Genomic DNA, 17,337 nt, shown 5'->3' with positions numbered 1-17,337 from the left:
TTTATCCATGAGATTTAGTACAGCGAAAACACGGCAGTTATAGCTTTCGTGCAGGAGATTTCAACGGTAAATCGAAGCAATTTTGGTTCAAGTCCCATCTTCCGCACCAAGAGAACTCCCACAGCGTTTCGCTGTGGGAGTTCTCTTTTTCTCTAAAAAGAAAGGATGTCACGATGCAAAACCTGATTTTCAGCCTGAATGCGACGCTGCCGGTGTTTCTGGTCATGGTGGCGGGGTACGCGCTGGGGCAGTGGGGCTTTCTGCCGCCGGAATTTTGCAGGGCGTCGGATAAGCTGACCTTTAAAATCACACTGCCCATCATGCTGTTTCTGGATATGGGCAGCGTTGACATCCTGCACGATTTCCAGCCGAAGTTCGTTCTGTTCTGCTTTGGCGCAACGTTCATCGGCATCCTTGTTGTGTGGGCAGGGGCAAAGCGGTTCCTCAAAGATAAATCGCTGGTGGGGGAGTTCGTGCAGGCGGGTTACCGCAGCAGTGCGGCTGTGCTGGGCGTGGCGTTCATCCAGAACATCTACGGCAACGCAGGCATGGCCCCGCTGATGATTCTGGGCAGCGTGCCGCTGTTCAACATCTTTGCGGTGCTGATTTTGATGCTGGAATCCCCACAGCAGCGTGGTATCCCCACGCCAAAGCAGCTGCTGCGCGGCGTGGCCACCAACCCGATTTTATTGGGTATCGTGTCCGGCACGGTCTATGCGCTGCTGCCGTTCACGCTGCCCGCAGTGCTGACCAAAACGCTGAACAATATTGCCTCCGTCACTACGCCGTTGGCGCTGCTGTCCATCGGTGCCTCGTTTGAGGGGGCCAAGGCCATCAAAAAGCTGGGGCCGACGTTGGCGGCGGCCTTTATCAAGACCGTGGGGCTGGCGGCGGTATTTCTGCCCTGCGCGGTGGCGCTGGGGTTCCGCGACGAGGAACTGATTGCGCTGCTCATCATGCTGGGCAGCCCCACGACTCCCAGCGCCTATGTCATGAGCAAAAACATGGGCCACGAGGGTGTGCTGACGTCGAGCTGCATCGCCCTGACGACGCTGCTCTCGGCCTTGACGCTGACCGGCTGGATATTCCTGCTGCGCAGCGGGGGATACCTGTAATATCCCAAAGGCTTCATCCCTCCATTGAGAAAGGCGTTTTTTATTCCTCCGGCTCCGCCACCGGCACACCGCGGTGCTCTACCGGGGTCGAGAACACAATCTGCGTGCGCGTGCGGCCAAACTGCTGCAAGTGGTTGATGAACTGGTCCAATTCCTGCGTCGTGCCGAACAAAACCTCAATCAGCATACTGTAATCGCCGGTGACGCAGTTGCACTCCACCACATGGGCGCAGCTCTCAATATAGGGGTAGAACTCCGGCTTGCGCTGGGGGTCCATGTCCAGGTTGATGAACGCCTTGACCATGTGGCCCAGTTTGGGTGCGTCCACCTGGGCCTGATAGCCGGTGATGGTGCCGGAATGCTCCAGCCGGGCAATGCGGGCCGACACCGCAGGGCTGGACAAAAATACCTGGTCAGCGATTTCTTTTAGGGGAATACGCGCGTCGTGCTGCAATATGTCAATGATCTTGCGGTCGATGTGATCCATGGTAACACCTCATTTTAGGCAAAAAGCTCCCGTTCGTGTGCGTCATTGCACCTGAACGAGAGCTTTTGTAGCTTTACTATGGAAAGAATTTTACCATATACAAAGTAAAAAGTAAAGCGTTTTGCAAAAGAATTGTAGAATTGCAGGGGCGGATGCTCACATCCGCCCGCAGTGTTCTGGCAGGCAGTTATATATCCGGGAACACATTTCTTGCGCTGATCAGTGCATTGTTATAATACATTTCAAAATGGCAGTGGTTGCCGGTGGCGGTGCCAGTCGCCCCCACGTAGCCGATCAGCTGGCCCTTCGTCACGGTCTGCCCGGTCTGCACCACAAAGGACGACATGTGGCCGTACAGCGTCTTGTAGCCGTTGCCGTGGTCAATCTCCACATAATAGCCCCAGCTCGCGGTAGGGTGATTGTGCCACTGGGCAGCGATGACCGTGCCCGCGTCGGCGGCGTAAATCGGCGTGCCGTAGGGCGCGGTGATGTCCACCCCGCGGTGGCCATAGGGTAGATTAGCCCACCGGCTGATGCCCGAATACCCCGGCACAGGCCAGAGAAAGCTGCCGGTGCCGAGCTTGCCGATCATGCCGCTTTTCAGCCGTGTACCCCGGTGGATGATCTCCGGCACGGGGGCCTGCAAAAGCTGCACGTCCACGGCCTGGCAGCTGACGACCGCGCCGTCCACGGTCACAATTTCGCTTGTGACCTGCTCGCTGCCGCTCTGCCCGGCCTGTACCGTCTCGGTCTTGCCAAAATCCAGGTCAGCGTCCTCGACGGTCTGCGTCTCAAAGGGCAGCTCTTTTGTTACCGTCTCGTACCGGGTGACTTTGACCTGCAAAAGCCCGCTGTCCCGCAGGGCGTCCAGTAATGTGCCGTAGGGCGTGACGGCAACAGCAGGGTAGATGCCGTCTACCAGGCGCAGCGGGTGGACGAAGTCAGTCTGCACCCCCTCGGTCTGCCAGAGCTGGCGCACGGCGTACAGGCAGCGGCGCAGGTGGTCGCCTTCGGTAGTGATGTACCGCAGCGTGCCGTCGATGTAAACGGCGGTGCCCTCGGTGATGTCGCCGCCCGCCGCCCGCAAAATCGCGTCGGCGGTCTCGCGTTCGGTCATCGTCTGCACGCCCGCACCCCAGACAAGGGTGTACTCGGGCTGGATATCCCAATCCGCCGCGCCGCTGATGCGAGCCTGCACGTCGGCGCGGGCGGCCTCAAAGGCCTGCTCACCGGGCAGATAGCCGACGGTCTGGCCGCCAACCTCGACCCGAAGCACAAAAGGCTGTGCCAGTGTGGTGCGCACGTAGAAAACCAGCGCCGCCCCCGCCGCCAGCGGCAGCAGCAGGCCGACAAGGCGGTGCGGGTGGATGAGCGCTGCACGGAAATATGCCGCCGCCCGCACCAGGGGCCGCAGCACCACGGCCAACAGTTGAACCAGCGCCCGGGCCAGCTCCCGCAGCCAAAATGCCGCTCCGCGCCCGACCCGCACGGCGGTGTATTCGACATGGAAGCCGACAAAATATAAAACATCCCCGAAAGTCAAAGCAGACAGCCTCCCTACAATGTCGGCACATACCCCAACGGATTCACTCTGCCGCCGTCCACCCGCAGTTCCAGATGCAGGTGATACCCGCCGCCTGCGCCGTAAACATTGCCGGTATTGCCAACGTACCCCAGCAGATCACCCTTCTGCACGGTGTCGCCCTGGGCTACGACGATGCTGCTCATGTGGGCGTACAGGCTGTCATAGCAATGGCTGTCGTCGGCAGTGCCGTGGCTGACCTGTACACAGTTGCCGTAACTGTTCATGGTCCGCGCGGCGCTGACAACGCCGTCGGCAATGGCGTAAATCGGCGTGCCGCCCGGCGCGGCAAAGTCGGTGCCCCGGTGGGGGATGCCCCAGGGGTCAGGCTCGCCGAACTGGGTCGTGATGCGCCCATAGCTGTCCAGCGGGCAGCGAAAGGCTAGGCTCGTCAGGTGTAAATCTGCCGTGGTGTAGCGCTGGCTCTGCGCCCGTACGTAGGCGTCCAGCGCGGCGGTGGCAGCCTCGTAGGCTTTTTTCGCGGCGTCGGTCACAGCGGCCTGGGCCTGGGCGGCGGCTTGCTGTGCGGTCAGGGCGCTGTTCGCGTCCAAAAGCGCCGTCTCCAACTCGCACTGCGTGGCTTGCAGCGCGGCTTGCTGGGCATCCAGCGCTGCTTTCGCGTCGGCAGCCTGTTGGGCGGCGGTTTCGGCTTCGGCGCGGGCCTGTTCAAGCGCTGCGGCCTCGGCGTCCAGTTCTGCCAGTACGGCGCTGTTTTTAGCGCTCATCTGCCGCAGCACCGTGTCAAAGGTCAGCACCTGGTACAGGCTTTTCGCCTGCGCCAACAGCCACAGCGCCCCGCCGCCGTCCAGCCGCTGCATGGCCCGCAGCTGCTCCTTGCACAAGGCGAGCCGCGCGTCATATTCAGTCTGCTTGGCAGTCAGCGTCGCGTCGGCGGCTTCTGTGGCAGCCCGGCGAACATCCAATTCGGTCTGGGCAGCCTGCACGGCGGCAGTCACGTCAGTGATTTGCCCCGCCAGTTCCGCCGCCTGCCCGGTGAGCGCGGCAACCTCGTTCTCGGTCTGCGCCTGGGCGCTTTTTAGTTCGTTTAAGGCTGCCTGTTCGGCTTCATATTCCTGCCGCGCTTCGGTCTGGTTTTGTGTTAATTCGCCCTTTTTATCATCCGCATAGGCGGCAAAACCCGAAAAAAGGGTACAAAAAAGCAGCCCCGCCGCCAATACAGCGGCGGGGAAGTGCCTGTATTTCATCTTGTTACTCCGCTAATAGGGCAGTCCCGGTCAGGTCTGCGGGCGCGCCGTCCTGCCGTGCCTCAAAGTGCAGGTGCGGCCCGGTGGAATTGCCGGTGCTGCCCACATATCCCAAGACCTGGCCTTGGACCACGGCCTGCCCGGCAGAGACGAGCAACGACTTCATGTGCTGATACTCCGTTTCCAGCCCGCCGTGGTCAAGGACGACATAGTTGCCCTTTTCAACATCGTAGTCGGCGGCGGTCACGATGCCACCGGCAACGGCGTAAACCTCTGCGCCTTCCTCGGCGGCAAAGTCAATGCCGGGGTGGCCGTTTTCGGGGTCATAGCCGCTGACCTGCGGCGGGGGCGCGACCGGCAGGGTAAAGAGATCCACGCCGGAAAGGGCGGCTCCATCGGCGGCAGTCACCTGGTCGGAAGCGGCACGGCGCACGGCCTCGGCCAAGATTTCATCCGCCTTTTCCTGTGTCAGTTCGGCGGCATCGCTGCCGCCGTAGGCGGTAAAATACCGCGGCTCCACCAGCGTGCCATTGACCTGCATCTCAAAATGGCAGGCGTTGCCGGTAGCATTGCCGGTGCTGCCCACGTACCCGATGACCTGACCGGCGGTCACGGTCTGCCCGACCTGCACGGCGCAGGACTGCATGTGGGCGTACAGCGTGGACCAGCGCAGACCGTTGGCGTCGGCGCCGTGGTCGATCTCGACAAAATTGCCCCAGCTGTAATGCTCCTGCGCGGCCAGCACAACACCGTCCGCGGCGGCGTAAATTTCGGTGCCTTCGGCAGCGCATAGATCGTCGCCCCGGTGGCCGTTCGTGGCAAAGCGGGAAATATATTTGTACTTGACAGGGCAGATAAAGCGCGGGCTGTTCGCAGCGTTATCCAATGTCGGCAGGGCAGCGGCAGCCACAGCGGGCACGCTGGTCGGTGCGGGTGTGGGGGTCGGCTCTGCCGTCTCGGCGGTGGCGGGCGGCGCAGCGGTGGCGGGGGCATCCTCGACCTGCGGGCGCACCATGCAGGCCGTTACGCTCAAACCCACCACGGCGGCGCAGACGGCCAATGCCCCGGCACCCAAACGGCGGTAATGCAGCAAATGGACAATGCGCTCCTTCACGCTGCCCTGGCCGAAAGCCAAGCTGCCCGGTATGCTGCGGCCCTGCACGGCAAAATGCAGAAGGCTCTCACAGTAGGCGTTGCGCTCGGGCAGGGGACGGCCCCGCACGGCGGCCTCGTCGCAGGCGGCCTCCATGTCGCGCTCAAAGGTGTAAAACGCCAGCCAGGCCAGCGGGTTGAACCAGTGCAGGCAGGCCACGGCGTAGAACAGCGGCTTGGTCAGCGGGTCGCGGCGGCGGATGTGGGTCTGCTCGTGCAGCAGCACGGCCTGCCGGGCGGTTCCCTGCAAATCGTCGGGCAGGTAGACGCGCGGGCGCAGAATACCTAAGGTAAACGGCGCGGTCACGCAGGCCCCGCCGTAGCAGCCGTCCGATGTTTTGCAGGCCAGCGCCACATGACGTTTCAATTTTATGTACCCAACGATACCGCGCACGACCAGCACCGCTACGCCAACCGCCCACACGGCGGCCAGCGCGTGCCAGGGCGTCAGCCGGGCGTACCACGGCAGCGCCGCGGCGGGCGCGGAGACAGCGGGCGGGGGCGCGACCAGCGGCAGTTCGCCCAACTCCTGCACGGTGTCAGCAGCTGCGGCCAGCTGGGTGTTCTGCGGGCGGGGCAGGGAAAGTGGGATGCCCCAGGACAGCACGAACTGCAGCCCCACGGCAAGCCACAGCCAGCACAAAAGGCGGCTGGGCGCGTGGGCGCGGCGCAGCAGCTTACAGACGGCCCAGGCCGCCAGCGCGGCAGCGCCGCCCCGGGCGCTGAGCAGCAAAAACGCGAACACGGTACTGCGCATAACTATCCCTCCTCGCGGTGGGCGGCGTCGAGCAGTGCACGGATCTCGGCAGCCTCGGCGTCGCTGATGGGCTGGGTGTTCAAAAAGGCAGCCACAAAGCGCGGCAGGCTGCCGCCAAAGGTCTTATCCACCACGGCGGCACTCTCGGCCTGCTGGACATCTTCCTTTTTAATAAGGCTCGTCACCTGGCCGTCGGCGTTTTGCAGAACGCCCCGTTCGCAGAGCTTTTTCAGCACGGTATAGGTCGTACTCTTTTTCCAGCCCAGCGCGTCGGCGGCCAGCGTCACCAGCTGCCCGCTGGGCAGCGGCTCATGGTCCCACACAAGGCAGGCAAAACGGTATTCACCCTCGGCAAGGCGCAGCGGTTCATGGTTTGGCATAGGGAAAGCTCCTTCCTGGTTTATTGCAATAGACCTGTCCTTGCTTATAGTCTACTACAATAGACCGAAAATGTCAATAAAAATTCCCCGCCGCAGATATGCGGCAGGGAACTTGGGGCATAGGGGCAACAGCAAAACCGCCCTCATGAAAACTCACGAGGGCGGTTCATAAGCGGAAAGAAAGGGATTCGAACCCTTGAGGGCTTTAGGGGCCCTACACGATTTCCAGTCGTGCGCCTTAGACCAGCTCAGCCATCTTTCCACATATTCAGTTGTGCAGCGCCTGACTGCATGAGCTATTATAGCAATCGGTGCGGCAAATGTCAAGCAAAAATTGCAGAAAATTCTCGAAAATTTTCCCGATGGGCGAAATGCACGCAAAATATGCGCTCGAACTGCATATTTTGTACGTTTTATCCTCTTGCAAACCGCCGTGCAAGGTGCTAAAACTATATAGGTGTGAAACATCTTCCGGGCATTGCGCCCCCCTGCAGATCAAAAATGCGTGCATCGGGGATGTACGACTTCCCAATTTCTGTGGGTGCACGATTTCACCCGGACAAAAGGAGAGGATATTTCATGTATTCCATTTTTCGTGACCTGGCGATCATTATTCTGAGCGCCAAATTCTTTGCGCTGGTCGCCCGCAAGTGCAAGGCCCCGCAGGTCGTGGGCGAGATCATCGCCGGTCTGCTCATCGGGCCGTGCCTGCTGAACTTGGTGCAGACCAGCGATTCCATTTCCATCTTCGCCGAAATCGGCGTCGTGCTGCTGATGTTCACCACCGGCCTGGGCACGAACCTGAAAGAGTTGATGCGTGCCGGCCCCATCGCTACGCTGATCGCCTGCGTGGGCGTGTTTGTGCCGCTGGTGGGCGGCACGCTGCTGTATGGCGCGTTCTACGGCTTTGCGGCAGTGGGCAGCCCGGAGTTTTACCGTGCGCTGTTCATCGGCACCATCATGACAGCCACCAGCGTTTCCATCACAGTGGCAACGCTGCAGGAGCTTGGTCATTTGAAGAGCTTCCTCGGCACGACCATCGTCAGCGCGGCGGTCATTGATGACGTCATCGGTATCATCGTATTGACCTGCGTGCTGGGTGCCAGCTCCGGCGAGGGCACCGGCATCGGCGGCGTGCTGATCCAGACTGTGCTGTTCTTCCTTGTCGCCATCGGTGTGGGCGTCATCATCCACTACGCCATGAAGTGGCTGGACGCCCGCAACCCTCACACCCAGCGCATCACCGTTGTCAGCCTGGCGTTCTGCTTCGCTATGGCCTACATTGCCGAGCAGTACTTCGGCATTGCCGATATCACCGGCGCGTACATTGCGGGCATCGTCCTGTGCACGATGAACGACGCCTCCTACGTCGAGCGCCGCGTGGACATCAGCAACTATGTCATCTTTGCACCGGTGTTCTTTGCGTCCATCGGCCTGAAAACCGATATCAGCGGCCTTACGCCGGAAATCTTCCTGTTCTGCGTCTGCTTTGTCATTGTAGCGCTGGCAACCAAGATTATCGGCTGCGGCCTGGCGGCCAAAATCTGCCGCTTTAATTGGGGCGATGCTCTCAAGGTCGGTGTCGGCATGATGACCCGCGGTGAGGTCGCGCTGATTGTTGCCCAGAAGGGCCTGGAAGTCGGAGTCGTTGACCCGGTCTACTTTACGGCGGTCATCCTGCTGATCGTTGTGTCCAGCGTCGCCACACCGCTGGCGCTGAAAGCCCTGTTTACAAAAATGCCGCCCGTCCCGCATCCGAGCCAGGCAAAGGCGTAATTCGAGTAAAAGCCTCCCCTTTGAGGACAGTCTCCCCCGATACGGGGGAGGTGGCGCATAGCGCCAGAAGGGGAGCGGCGGCCGGGAGCTGACTGTTTATGCCGCGAGGCTGCGGCCCACCCCCTCACCCGCTGCGGTGGGAACTCCCATCAAAGAGGAACTAAAAAAGGCAGACGCTGCTTTGCGCCTGCCTTTTCATTTTTTATTCTGCATTATGCAGATGATTGTCCACCCATTTGATCAGCAGCTCCAGCGCCACCAGGTTGTGCCCGCCCTCGGGCACAATCAAATCGGCTTTGCGCTTGCTCGGCTCGACGAACTGCTCGTGCATCGGCTTGACGGTGGTCAAATACTGGTTGACCACGCTGTCCAGCGTGCGGCCGCGCTCCTTGACGTCGCGGACGATGCGGCGCAGAATGCGCACATCGGCGTCGGTGTCCACGAACACCTTCATATCCATCAAGTCGCACAGCTCGGGGGAGTCGAAGATCAAAATACCCTCGACAATGATGACCGGCGCGGGCTGCACGAGAACGACCTTGTCGCTGCGGTTGTGGATGGTGTAGTCATACACCGGCACCTGCACCGGGTGGCCGGCGCGCAGCTCCCGCAGGTGGGCGACCATCAGCGGCGTGTCAAAGCTGTCCGGGTGGTCGTAGTTCAGCTTGCAGCGCTCCTCGTAGGGGAGCTCGTCGTGGCGCTTGTAGTAACTGTCATGGTTGATGACGCTGACCTCGTTCGCACCGAAATGATCCCGCAGCTTCTCGGTCAGGGTCGTCTTGCCGCTGCCGGTGCCGCCTGCAATGCCGATGATGATGGTTTTCATATCCACAGCTCCTTATACGTCCAATTTGATCTCGCGCCCGGTGGGCTGATACGCGCGGTATTTCACGCCGGTCATGTTGAACATCCGACGGCTGGCAATACTGGCGTGCGTGTCGTGATATTTATCCGATAAATAGATCAATTCCTTGATGCCGCTCTGGATGATGGCCTTGGCGCACTCGTTGCAGGGAAAGAGCGTCACATACATCCGCGAACCGCGCAAATCGTGGTTGGGACTGTTCAAAATTGCGTTCAGCTCCGAGTGGCAGACATACATATATTTTGTGTCCAGATCCTCGCCCTCGCGCTCCCACGGCATATCGTCGTCGCTGCAGCCGATGGGCATACCGTTGTAGCCCAAAGACAAAATCTTATTCTCGGGGCTGACGATACAAGCGCCGACCTGGCTGTTGTTGTCCTTCGACCGCATGGCCGAAAGCATGGCAATGCCCATAAAATATTCGTCCCAGCTGATGTAATCCTGCCGTTTCATAGGTACACCGTCCTTTTGGCTTTTTCTTTATTATACTGTGCCGTGCGGCGCGGTGCAAGATGGTTCGCGCAAATATTTCCGCCGCGTGGCCTCGCCGCCGCGCAGGTGACGCTCGGCCTTGTTTTTCTGCACGACGGCCTGCACCTCGGCCCACAAGCCGGGGTTCTGGCGGCGCAGCCGGTGCTGGTCCTTCCAGATCGTGGATTTGCTCACGCCGAACACGGCTGCCGCCGCCCGCACGGTCGCGCCGCTCTCCGCGATATACCGTCCCACCGCCGCCGCGCGCTCCTCAGGGTCGCCCTTCATAGCCTGACCTCCTCACATAGGAATTTCTGTCAAATCCTATGTGAAAGAGGGGCGGAGTATGCTATACTGTTTTTACAAAGGAGGGAAACCCGATGACATTTGAACGTTACCCGGAATTGGATACCCTGCTGCTGGCAAATCCCGGCGCAGTGCGGGATTATAAACCCGAGTGGGGCTGGGATCGCTATATGGTGGGCGGCAAAATGTTCGCCGCACTGCTGACTACGGCAGACGACTGTGCCCCGGAATACCAAAACCATCCGATGCTGACGGTGAAAGTCGCACCGGAAGAGGGAAACTTCCTGCAGCGACAGTACCCGGATATCCTGCCTGGGTATTACATGAACAAGCAGCACTGGATCAGCGTGCGGCTGGATGGGGCCGTGCCGCAGGAAGAGGTCATGCGCCTGTGCAAAAGCGGGTATGCACTGATTTTTGCCAAGCTGACAAAGAAAATGCAGAAAGAAATTTTGGGGGAATAGGCAAGGCCCGCGCAGGAAAACATCCGGCGCGGATCTTGTTTATACAATTTTATACACGCGGCATCCGTCATTTTCGTACCAGATAGGATACCGCGCGGCGTACCAACTCTCGTCTGCATCGGCAAATTTGCCGTAGACGGAGGAATCAAACAGCACATACCCCACATCCCACGCCGCCAGTGTGCTCTCGTTGGGATGCTCGTACAGCGCTGCCATGGCGCTGTACTCGTCGGCGTAATCCATGCCGTGGTAATAGACATAACTGCCCGACCCGCAGAGTATCCGCCGTCCGGCCAGCGCAAATACCGGCGTGACATGGCTGTCGCTTGTCAAAAACAGCGCGTCGCTCTCGGCGTTCGCATCAATATAGTCGGCCAGTGCAATGTCATTCGCGCTCCAATGCTGGTAGTCGCTGAAAATCTCCCGCCCGACGGTCAGTACACTGCCGAACATGGCCGCAAAACAGCACGCCGCCAGCCCCAACGCCCGCCAGGGCAGGGCACGGACCTTGGCAAACAAATCGACCAACAGCTGCGCCGCTAAAATGCACCCCAGCATATGCCAGACGTAAAGCAGTTTGTTATTGTCGTAATTGTTGGGCTGGAACACAACAAACTCCGCCAGCGCCAAAATTGCCAGCCCGCCGCCGTAGAGCCACCGCTGTTTGGGCTTGGCGTGGATAAACGCCGGAACCAGCAGCAGATACACAAGCCCGATATTTTTGATGTAAAACCAGAAATAATTGTCCTTCAGCGTGCCGTCGTCCTGGCCGTTGATCCAGTTAAAGTGCAGCCGCAGCATGTGCTGACCGTCCAGGCTTTGGGCCAGCACGGTGGGCAGCATCTGCGCCAGCCACGCCGCGCCGCACACTGCCGCCAGCCCCAGCCAGGGCAAAAGCGTCTCCCGCCGTGCACCCTGCGCCAGAGTGTATACGCCGCCCACAAGGCACAAAAGCACCAGCGCCAGCGCACTGTGGGTATGCAAAAGCGGCAGGGGCAGCGCCAGCAGGGCCAGCCATGGCCAAAGGCGGCGCTTGCCCTCATAGCAGAACCGCCACAGCAGGTACACGGCGGGAAAGAGCACGCACCAGCCGAACAGCGTTGCCCGCTGGGGGATGAGCAGATCAACGATGGGGTTGACCCACTCGATGTTTTGCTCCACAAAATTCGTCGGTGTGGTGTAGAACCCGGTGAAGATGCCCGCAAACTTTTCAGCACTGCCGAGAAAATACACAAAGCCGAACCCGCTGCCCATAAAGAACAGGTAAAACGCAAGGCTTGCCTTGGCGGCGCTGCCCGTCATCCGGCGGGCCAGCTGCCAGAACATACCGTACACCGACAAAAATGCGGGCAGCATCGGCAGAAGATACGCCGTGCGCAGGTCCGCCCCCAGCACCAAAAATACGCTGGAGACAGTCTCGCACAAGAACGGATACCCGAACCGGTGCTCGCCGCCCAATAGGGGATAGCACGGTAAAAATTCACCACTCTGCGCGATATATTTAATGAACCCCAGGTGCATCGGCATATCGCCGTAGCAGCTCTGCCCGGTGTGGTACGCGCCGTTTACCGTGTGCAGTACATGGGTGTGCAGCAGGTACAGCGTGATGAGCGCGACCGGCAGGATGCAGGCCCACAGTGCGCCGCAATCGGCATCTTTTGCCATGCCGCGCAGCCGCACACCCCGGCGCAGCAGCACGCCGCCCAGAACGCCTGCGGCTGCAGCCGCCAGCAGAACGGCGGGCAGCGTGAAGCCCAGCGCCAGCGCAAGCACTGCAGGCAGCACCGCCAGCAGCGACACGCCGAACCCGCAGCCCAGCGGCAGAATAACGGCAGCGCTCCCATCCGGCACCGCCCGGCGGGCCAAGAGCAGGCCAACGTATATGAATAAAGCAAGATAGAGAATCGAAAGCAGCATCTTTACACTCCTTCCAAATCAAACGGCGGCGTGTATTCCTCGCGGGCGCTGCTTTTTTCCTGCATATAGCCGTCGGTCAGGCCCAGGCGCACGGCCTCGTCAATGACCTGCCGGTACTCATAGGTCGTGATGCGCCGCCCTAAACCGTGCTCGGCCGCCTTATAAAAAGGGGTAAACTGGCTCATCAAACTCGGGATAAATGCGACGCCCGTTTCCGCCCGCAGTGCGGCCAGCCGCTGCAAAACGGCCTTGCTGTCCGCCGCATGGCCGGGCAGCGCCAGATGCCGCACAATGACACCCTTCTGTAAATAGCCGTCCGCATCGTACACCGGCGCACCGGTCTGCAAAAGCATCTGGCGAAGGGCGGCGTCGGCCACGGCAGGGTAGTTCTGCGCGGCGGAAAGCTCGGCAGCCAGCGCACCGTCCGCATACTTGTAGTCCGCCAGCCAGATGTCCACATACCCGGCCAGCGCCTTGACGGCCTCCACCGTTTCATACCCGCCGGTGTTGTAAACGACTGGCAGGCAGAATCCGGCGGTCCTTGCCTGATCCAGCGCCGCCGTGACCCAGGGCAGGTATTGCGATGCCGTGACGAGGTTCAGATTTTTCGCCCCGCCGTTTTGCAGATTCATAAAAATCTCGGCCAGCCGCTCTACGGAAATCGCTTTGCCAACCTCACCCTGGCTGATGGGGTAGTTCTGGCAGTAGCAGCACCGTAGCGTACACCCGCTGAAAAATACCGTGCCGCTGCCGGTCTCGGCACTGGGGTCGCCGCTTAAACACGGCTCTTCCCAGTGGTGCAGGGCGGCGCGGGCTACCCGCAGGGTATCGTCGGCCCCGCAAAGGCCCCGCTGCCCGGCGGCGCGGTCGGCCCCGCAAGCCCGGGGGCAAAGGGTGCAATGGTGCGGCAGCTGCATAAGAATCCCTCTTTCACAAAAATCTTTCATTTAATTTTACCACAAACTGCGAAAGTGTGGTATACTATACCTACAAATAACCTAAAATAAAGGAGTGTGCTCTTATGTCTACCCCTCATAACCGCGCCGAAAAGGGCGATTTTGCCAAGACCGTGCTGATGCCCGGCGACCCGCTGCGCGCTAAATTCATTGCCGAGACTTTCCTCGAGAACCCGCGCGTCGTCACCGATGTGCGCGGTATGCTCGGCTATACCGGCACCTACCAGGGCCGCCCCATCAGCGTGATGGGCAGCGGTATGGGTATGCCGTCCATCGGTATTTATTCTTATGAACTGTTCAGCCAGTACGGCGTTGAGAACATCATCCGCATCGGTTCCGCAGGCTCCTACACCGACAAGGCCAAGCTGTTTGACGTTGTGCTGGCTACCGGTGCTTACTCCGAGAGCAACTACGCCGTGACCCAGAGCGGCGACACCGACGATATCCAGACCCCCAGCGCCGAGCTGAACGACGCCCTGCGTGCCAGCGCCAAGGCTGCGGACATCCCTCTCATCGAGGGCAACATCCATTCTTCCGACGTGTTCTACCGCCAGCCCAGCGACGCCAAGCCCACCTACTGGGAAAAACTGCGCGACGAAAAGGGCTGCCTGGCCGTTGAGATGGAAAGCTTCGCGCTGTTCCACAACGCGAAGGTGCTGGGCAAGCGCGCGGCCTGCCTGCTGACCATCTCCGACAGCTTTGTCTCGCCGGAGATCACCACCGCCGAACAGCGCCAAACCAGCTTTACCGCCATGATGAAGGTCGCGCTGGGCGTGGACGCCTTTTTGGAGAAGTAAGATGGAAAAAGCTGAGATCCAGGCCCTGATCCGCGAAGCCTTTGAGGGCCAGAAGTTTGCCTATGTGCCGTACTCCCGCTTCCATGTGGGCGCGGCGCTGCGGGCCAGGGATGGCCGCGTGTTCAAGGGCTGCAACATCGAGAACGCAGGTTACACCCCCACGAACTGCGCCGAGCGCACGGCCCTGTTCAAGGCAGTCAGCGAGGGGGTGCGCGAGTTTGACGCTATCGCCATTGTGGGCAGCAAAGTGGGGGAGAAGAACACCCTCGTCACTGGCCCCTGCGGTGTCTGCCGCCAGGCGCTCTATGAGTTCGGCGGGCCGAAGCTGACCGTCATTATGGCGAAAGACGAGAACGATTACATCGTGACCACCCTCGGCGACCTGCTGCCCTACGGCTTCGGCCCGGCGAATCTGGAGTGAAAATTCTTTGGCTCCCCTTTGAGGGGCGGCTTTTCAGAAAACCAAAGGAGTTCCCTTAACCCATGAAGAAATTCTTAGCACTGTTCCTGACGCTGGTACTGCTGGCAGGGCTGACCGCCTGCAAAACGGCTGACGCCGCCGACCCGGCGCAGGAACAGAATACCGTGACCGCCCCCACCAACGACGCAACGTTCGTCTACCAGCCCGATGACCCGACGCTGATCCCGGCAGGCGGACAGACCATTGCACTGGTGACAGGCCCCTCCGGCACAGAGAACGGGGCAGACGCCATGCTGTGGCAGGGCGTGCAGACCTTCGCCAACACGTACGGCTACACCGCCGATACCTATGCCGCCGCGGGGAATACGGCCGATGATGCCGAGACTGCCCTGCGTGCCGCCGCCGAGAGCGGCGCAAGGCTTGTCGTCTGCCAGGGCGAGGCTGCGGGCGAAGCACTCTACCGCATCCAGGACAACTACCCCGATGTACACTACCTGCTGTTCGACGATGAACCCCACAACGCCGATTACAGCGCCTACAAGACTGCCGAACTCGTCCACTGCGTCCTCTTCCAGGAAGAACAGGCCGGGTATCTGGCGGGCTACGCCGTCGTGACCGAAGGGTACACCGCCCTCGGCTTCATTGGCACGCGGGAGGTGCCCGGCATTGTGCGGTACGCCACCGGCTTTTTGCAGGGGGCAGAGGCCGCCGCAGAATTACAGGGCGAGGACGTGACCTTACAGACCTGGTTCACTGACACCGACGAGAACAGCGATGCCATCACCCAGCGTATGGTGGACTGGTACAATAACGGTACAGCGCTCATTATGGTCAGCGGCGGCAACCTGTACGAGGGTGCGGTCTCCGCAGTCAACCAGACCGGCGGTAAGGCTGTCACCACCGATGTGGACAACACCGCCCTGAGCGGCCGCGTGCTGGCAAGCGCGGTCAAGTGCTATAACGCCGCCGTCCAGCGGGAGCTGTACAGCTTCTTCACGAATGGCAGCTGGGACACCCAGAGCGCGGGCCAGACCGAGAAGGTCGGCTACACCACCGGCGCGGTCGCGCTGGAAGCGGGTGCGCCTTGGCGGTTTGACACCTTCACCCAGGACGATTACCGAAAACTGTACGAGGATCTGCGTACCAGCGTGCGCAAAGTGGATGCCTACGCCGACCTGGACACCCTGCCCGACACCCCCAATGTGACGGTGAATCGGACCATGTAAACCCTTTGTTATGCTTTTGTAATTCTTTTTGTCATCTTTTTTCATTGAATTGCCGCCGCAGATGCGGTATACTGAAGGTACTGCGGCGGGGAACTCGCCCCGCTGCGCAACTGAAAAACAACCTAAGGAGATCAAAACCATGAAAAAGTTTCTTGCTTTTGTAATGGCTGCCAGCATGGCGCTCTCTCTGGCTGCCTGCGGCGGTTCTTCCGCCAGCACCGCCACGAGCACCACGACGGAGGCTACCTCTGAGGCCGCTTCTGCCGCCAGCACTTCCGGCAGCAAGACCGATGTCGCCTTCGTTACCGACGTTGGCAACATCGATGACCAGTCCTTCAACCAGTACACCTGGCAGGGTGTGCAGGACTTCTGCTCTGCAAACAACCTGAGCGCCAACTACTACCGTCCCACTGAGGACTCTGACGCTGCCCGTCTGGAGCAGATGGACAACGCTGTCAACGACGGCGCTAAGTCCATCGTCGTGGCTGGCTACCTGTTCGGTTCCGCCATTGCCGAGGCTCAGGAGAAGTACCCCGATGTGCAGTTCCTGGCCCTGGACGTTTCCACCGCCGACCTGGGCGACAAGACCCCCACGGCCAACACCGCTCTGATCACCTATAAGGAAGAGCAGGCTGGTTACCTGGCCGGCTACGCCGCTGTTTATGACGGCTACAAGGAGCTGGGCTTCCTGGGCGGCATGGCCGTTCCCGCTGTTATCCGTTACGGCTACGGCTTCGTGCAGGGCGCTGACGCTGCTGCCAAGGAGATCGGTGCTACGGATGTCAACATCAAGTACTGGTACTCCGGCGGCTTCGCTGCTACCGATGAAGTCAAGAACAAGATGGATGGCTGGTACTCTGAGGGTACCGAGGTCGTCTTTGCCTGCGGCGGCCCTGTCTGCCAGAGCTGCGACGCTGCTGCTCAGGCCAACGGCGGCAAGATGATCGGCGTTGACGTTGACCAGTCCGGTCAGTTCGACACCGTTATCACCTCCGCCATGAAGGGTCTGGCCGAATCTGTCAACGAGGCCCTGACCGATGCCCTGAACAACGGCTGGAAGTTCAGTGAGACCTACTCCGGCAAGGAGACCAAGCTCGGCGCTGCTGAGAACTGTGTTGGTCTGCCCATGGCGACCAGCAAGTTCACCAGCTTCACCCAGGAGCAGTACGACACCATGTACGCTGCTATCGTGGACGGCTCTCTGGCCATCGACGACAGCTTCGATGCTGATGTCAAGCCCGCTGTCACCACCATCACCGTGGACTACCAGAGCTGATCTGATACGGCAGATGCTTTAAAGGCATGACTTTTGACCACCCTGCGCATCCCGCGCAGGGTGGTTTTTGTTGGTTTTCTACAAATTCTGACGACTTTTTGCGCAGATTCTCTTGTGCACAGCAGAGTTTTTCTGTATAATATAGAGTAAGAATTTGTGTACAAGCCCGTACACATTGAAAGGG

At 60.2% G+C, this 17,337-nt stretch carries 17 protein-coding genes and 1 tRNA gene; 7 read left to right on the top strand and 11 right to left on the bottom strand.

Annotated elements, in window-relative coordinates; translation table 11 throughout:
- The first annotated feature begins 173 nt into the window (after positions 1–173).
- On the top strand, positions 174–1,115 hold the full coding sequence (locus tag ACZO0A_RS06155) for an AEC family transporter (RefSeq protein ID WP_215692228.1): 942 nt from the start codon (positions 174–176) through the stop codon (positions 1,113–1,115).
- A 40-nt stretch (positions 1,116–1,155) separates the two neighbouring features.
- Here ACZO0A_RS06155 and ACZO0A_RS06150 read toward each other — a convergent pair whose 3' ends face one another.
- The 6 genes from ACZO0A_RS06150 to ACZO0A_RS06125 form a co-directional block, all read right to left on the bottom strand.
- A complete protein-coding gene (locus tag ACZO0A_RS06150; RefSeq protein ID WP_294828869.1) occupies positions 1,156–1,602 on the bottom strand; it encodes an Lrp/AsnC family transcriptional regulator in 447 nt (148 codons plus the stop codon).
- A 187-nt stretch (positions 1,603–1,789) separates the two neighbouring features.
- Positions 1,790–3,145, bottom strand: coding sequence for a M23 family metallopeptidase (locus tag ACZO0A_RS06145; RefSeq protein WP_302375408.1), 1,356 nt, complete (start codon positions 3,143–3,145; stop codon positions 1,790–1,792).
- Between the two features lie 14 nt (positions 3,146–3,159).
- A complete protein-coding gene (locus tag ACZO0A_RS06140; protein ID WP_302375409.1) occupies positions 3,160–4,389 on the bottom strand; it encodes a murein hydrolase activator EnvC family protein in 1,230 nt (409 codons plus the stop codon).
- A gap of 4 nt (positions 4,390–4,393) precedes the next feature.
- Complete coding sequence (locus tag ACZO0A_RS06135; RefSeq protein WP_302375410.1) at positions 4,394–6,298, bottom strand: M23/M56 family metallopeptidase; 1,905 nt, start codon at positions 6,296–6,298, stop codon at positions 4,394–4,396.
- Positions 6,299–6,300: 2 nt separating this feature from the next.
- On the bottom strand, positions 6,301–6,678 hold the full coding sequence (locus tag ACZO0A_RS06130; RefSeq protein ID WP_291210386.1) for a BlaI/MecI/CopY family transcriptional regulator: 378 nt from the start codon (positions 6,676–6,678) through the stop codon (positions 6,301–6,303).
- 173 nt (positions 6,679–6,851) lie between these two features.
- Positions 6,852–6,940 (bottom strand) — tRNA-Ser (locus tag ACZO0A_RS06125).
- A gap of 317 nt (positions 6,941–7,257) precedes the next feature.
- Between ACZO0A_RS06125 and ACZO0A_RS06120 the strand changes: the two genes are divergently transcribed.
- A complete protein-coding gene (locus ACZO0A_RS06120) occupies positions 7,258–8,454 on the top strand; it encodes a cation:proton antiporter (protein WP_215692234.1) in 1,197 nt (398 codons plus the stop codon).
- A gap of 202 nt (positions 8,455–8,656) precedes the next feature.
- On the opposite strand, the gene udk is transcribed toward ACZO0A_RS06120, so the two are convergent.
- The 3 genes from udk to ACZO0A_RS06105 are packed head-to-tail and all read right to left on the bottom strand — an operon-like array spanning position 8,657 to position 10,078.
- Positions 8,657–9,280: a uridine kinase gene (gene udk / locus ACZO0A_RS06115; RefSeq protein WP_215692235.1), complete on the bottom strand. Its 624-nt coding sequence runs from the start codon at positions 9,278–9,280 to the stop codon at positions 8,657–8,659.
- Between the two features lie 12 nt (positions 9,281–9,292).
- A complete protein-coding gene (locus ACZO0A_RS06110; RefSeq protein ID WP_291210393.1) occupies positions 9,293–9,772 on the bottom strand; it encodes a deoxycytidylate deaminase in 480 nt (159 codons plus the stop codon).
- Positions 9,773–9,802: 30 nt separating this feature from the next.
- Positions 9,803–10,078, bottom strand: a complete 276-nt coding sequence (locus ACZO0A_RS06105) for a sporulation transcriptional regulator SpoIIID (RefSeq protein ID WP_302375411.1) — start codon at positions 10,076–10,078, stop codon at positions 9,803–9,805.
- 92 nt (positions 10,079–10,170) lie between these two features.
- Between ACZO0A_RS06105 and ACZO0A_RS06100 the strand changes: the two genes are divergently transcribed.
- A complete protein-coding gene (locus ACZO0A_RS06100; protein WP_302375412.1) occupies positions 10,171–10,560 on the top strand; it encodes an MmcQ/YjbR family DNA-binding protein in 390 nt (129 codons plus the stop codon).
- 39 nt (positions 10,561–10,599) lie between these two features.
- Here the strand turns inward: ACZO0A_RS06100 and ACZO0A_RS06095 are convergent, their stop codons facing one another.
- Both ACZO0A_RS06095 and ACZO0A_RS06090 read right to left on the bottom strand, forming a co-directional pair.
- Complete coding sequence (locus ACZO0A_RS06095) at positions 10,600–12,477, bottom strand: hypothetical protein (protein WP_302375413.1); 1,878 nt, start codon at positions 12,475–12,477, stop codon at positions 10,600–10,602.
- A gap of 2 nt (positions 12,478–12,479) precedes the next feature.
- Positions 12,480–13,394: a radical SAM protein gene (locus tag ACZO0A_RS06090; protein WP_302375414.1), complete on the bottom strand. Its 915-nt coding sequence runs from the start codon at positions 13,392–13,394 to the stop codon at positions 12,480–12,482.
- A 104-nt stretch (positions 13,395–13,498) separates the two neighbouring features.
- On the opposite strand from ACZO0A_RS06090, the gene deoD reads away from it, so the two are divergent.
- The 4 genes from deoD (at position 13,499) to ACZO0A_RS06070 (ending at position 17,153) form a co-directional block, all read left to right on the top strand.
- The gene (gene deoD / locus ACZO0A_RS06085) at positions 13,499–14,230 is read left to right on the top strand and encodes a purine-nucleoside phosphorylase (protein WP_291210408.1); all 732 of its coding nucleotides are present in this window, start codon (positions 13,499–13,501) and stop codon (positions 14,228–14,230) included.
- 1 nt (position 14,231) lies between these two features.
- The gene (locus ACZO0A_RS06080; protein WP_215692242.1) at positions 14,232–14,651 is read left to right on the top strand and encodes a cytidine deaminase; all 420 of its coding nucleotides are present in this window, start codon (positions 14,232–14,234) and stop codon (positions 14,649–14,651) included.
- Positions 14,652–14,713: 62 nt separating this feature from the next.
- Entirely contained in the window at positions 14,714–15,877 is a 1,164-nt protein-coding gene (locus ACZO0A_RS06075) for a BMP family ABC transporter substrate-binding protein (RefSeq protein ID WP_302375415.1), read from the top strand.
- 139 nt (positions 15,878–16,016) lie between these two features.
- Positions 16,017–17,153 (top strand): BMP family lipoprotein, encoded by a 1,137-nt coding sequence (locus ACZO0A_RS06070; RefSeq protein WP_302375416.1) that lies wholly within the window; start codon positions 16,017–16,019, stop codon positions 17,151–17,153.
- The last annotated feature ends 184 nt before the right edge of the window (positions 17,154–17,337 follow it).

The organism is Gemmiger sp. (genome assembly GCF_057431175.1).
The sequence above is the reverse complement of the archived record's forward strand: the minus strand, read 5'-3'. Positions and strand labels throughout refer to the sequence as shown.